Origin of the sequence: Nocardiopsis sp. TNDT3 (assembly GCF_003427465.1) — a bacterium.
In the GTDB taxonomy this organism is placed as follows: domain Bacteria; phylum Actinomycetota; class Actinomycetes; order Streptosporangiales; family Streptosporangiaceae; genus Nocardiopsis; species Nocardiopsis dassonvillei.
This window is the reverse complement of record NZ_QPFC01001068.1, coordinates 1-2601: the sequence shown is the minus strand read 5'-3', so window position 1 is coordinate 2601 and position 2601 is coordinate 1. Positions and strand designations below refer to the sequence as shown.

Genomic DNA, 2601 nt, shown 5'->3' with positions numbered 1-2601 from the left:
CGCGCCGAGACCGCCGAGGAGCGCGCGGGCGAGGCCGCCCGGACCCTGGCCGCCGAACGGGAGCGCTTCGACGCCGAACTGGAGCGGACCCGCGAGCGCCTGGAGTCGGACCGCGCGGCGGCCGCCGACGAGCGCGAACGCCTCACCGCCGAGCTGGAACGGCTCCGCGCCGACCGCGAGCGCCTGGCGGCCGACCTGGACACCCAGCGCCGCAACGCCGAGATCACCCTGGCCGAGTCGCGGGAGGCCGCCGCCGCGCGGCTGGCCCTGGCCGAGGAGGCGCGCGATCGGGCCGTGGCCCGCGCCGAGCTGGCCGAACAGCGCGCGGAGAGGGCCGGGGCGCCCCCGGCCGGGCAGGACGCGGAGCGCACCACCACGTAACAGCCCGCTCCGAACGGCCCGGCCCCTGTCCACGGCCCGCCCCTACGGATGTTCAGTAAGTCACCTAAGTGCCGGTTCGTCCCGGTCTAGGATGGGAATCGTGCGAGATCTGGGAACCACTGGAGACACCGGACCGATGAACGTGGGTGGTTCCCCCGGCGAAGGACACGGAGCCGAACGCGTCGAGGTGGCCGAACGACCCCACCCCAGGGTCGACCTGCGGGCGCTGTTCGGACTCCAGCCCGGCGCCTGGGCGTGGACCACCGCGGTCAAGGCCGCCGTGTCCATGTCGCTGTCCTTCGCCCTGGCCACGTGGCTGTTCGGCTCGGAGGTCGGCACCCTGGCCGCCCTGGGCTCCATGACCGTCCTGTACGAGAAGAAGACGCCCTACGCCTACCGTTCGGCGGCCCTGGCCCTGGTCGGCCTGGGCTTCGTCGCCAGCGTCACCCTCGGCTCGCTGGCCTCGGCCCTGGCCTCCTGGGCGCCCGTGTTCTCCATCGGCCTGACCGCCGGGATCGCTACCTGGCTGTGCGCCGCCTGGCGGGTGGACAGACCGGGCCCCCTGTTCTTCGTCCTGGTCGGCGCGATCTCCACCATCGCCCCCGGCGGTCTGGCCGACGTCCCCCTGCACGCCCTGGTGGCCGCCCTCGGCGCGGCCATCGGCTGGTCGGTGTCGATGTCGGGCGCGCCCGTGCGCGCCCGCCACCCCGAGTACCGCGCCGTGGCCGGGGCCTACCGCCAGCTCGCCTCCCTGCTGCGCGCCGTGGGCACGCCCGACCTGGACCACGCCCAGCACGAGGCCTCGGTGGCGGTGGCCGAGGCCTGGCGGATCGTCCTGCTGGCCCAGACCCGCGGCTACCGCACCAGCCCCGAGGCCGCCCGGCTGCGCTCCCTGCTGCGGTGGGTCTCCGACGTGCACCTGGCCACCACCCAGGTGTGCATGGCGCGCCCCACGACCCTGCCCGAGAAGGCCGCCGACTTCGCCGAGCGCATGGCCCCGGCCGTGGCCGACCCCTCCCTGGGCCCCGACCCCGACGAGCTCGACGAACTGCGCCGGGGCCTGCGCCCCCGCTCCCTGGAGGCCCGGCTCTACGGCCAGCTGGCCCGGGCCGCGCAGGCCGCGCGCCGCTTCTCCCACGATGACGACGAGCACGCCGCGACCCTGCACGACGAGCGCTATCCGGCGCTGTGGGACGCGCTGCGCTCCAGCCTGGGCTCGGACTCGCTGGTGCGCCCCACCGCGCTGCGCATGTGGATCACGGTGACCGCGGCGGGCGCGTTCAGCCTCCTGCTGGGCCTGGACCACTACTACTGGGTGGGCCTGACCGCGACCGCCGTCCTCCAGGCGGGCAGCGTGGTCCTGACCATGAACCGGGCCCTCCAGCGGTCCCTGGGCACCCTCGTGGGCGTGTTCATCGGCGCCGCGCTGATCGCGACGCACCCGCCGCTGGCCGTGGTCATCGTGCTCGCCGGACTGTTCCAGGGGCTCACCCAGCTGGTGGTGGGCCGCAACTTCTTCTACGCCTCGGTCCTGGTGACGCCGATGGCGCTGCTGCTGGCCGGAACCGCCGCGCCCGACCCCATCACCGACCTGGCCGGGTCGCGCATCATCGACACCGTCGTGGGCTCGGTGTTCGGCCTGCTGGGCTCGCTGCTGCTGTGGCGCAGGGCGTCGGCGACCCGCCTGCCCCAGGCCATCACGAGCGTGCTGGAGACCTCGCGCGAGTGCATCATGGCGGTCCTGGACCAGGACGTGGAGATCGGCCCCGAACGGCGCTACCGGCTGCGCAGGGACATGCGCGCGGCCCTGGTCAACCTGCGCGGGGTCTACGACAGCGCGATCGGGGACGCGCCGCGCGCGGCGTCCACGCTGCCGCTGTGGCCGGTGGTGGTGGCCACCCAGCGCACCGGCTACCTGGCCCTGTCCGCGCTGGCCCGGGACCGGCCCGAGTCGGCGGGCGTCATCACCCTGCAGCGGGTGGACCTGGCCTTCGGCGAACTCATCTCCTCGATGAGGGAGCGCCGTACGCCCCGCATGGGCGCGATCCCCCGGCTGCCCGCCTACCCCAGGATCAACATGGAGCTGCGGGCGCTGTCCAACGCGATGACCAGCGCGGTCGCCCAGGACGAGCGCGCGGCGCGCCAGGAGGCCGAGCGGCGGGCCCAGCGCGAGCACCGCCGGGCCCAGAAGGATCTGGACGCCGACCTGTGAGCCCGCCC

1 protein-coding gene and 1 pseudogene are annotated in these 2601 nt (G+C 74.9%); both read left to right on the top strand.

Translation table 11 applies throughout. The annotated features are described in order from the left end of the window. Nucleotides 1-381, top strand: a pseudogene (locus tag DQW06_RS23925) (hypothetical protein); the annotation flags it as partial. 136 nt (nucleotides 382-517) lie between these two features. Then, a complete protein-coding gene (locus DQW06_RS23920) occupies nucleotides 518-2593 on the top strand; it encodes an FUSC family protein (RefSeq protein WP_013153574.1) in 2076 nt (691 codons plus the stop codon). Nucleotides 2594-2601 lie beyond the last annotated feature (8 nt).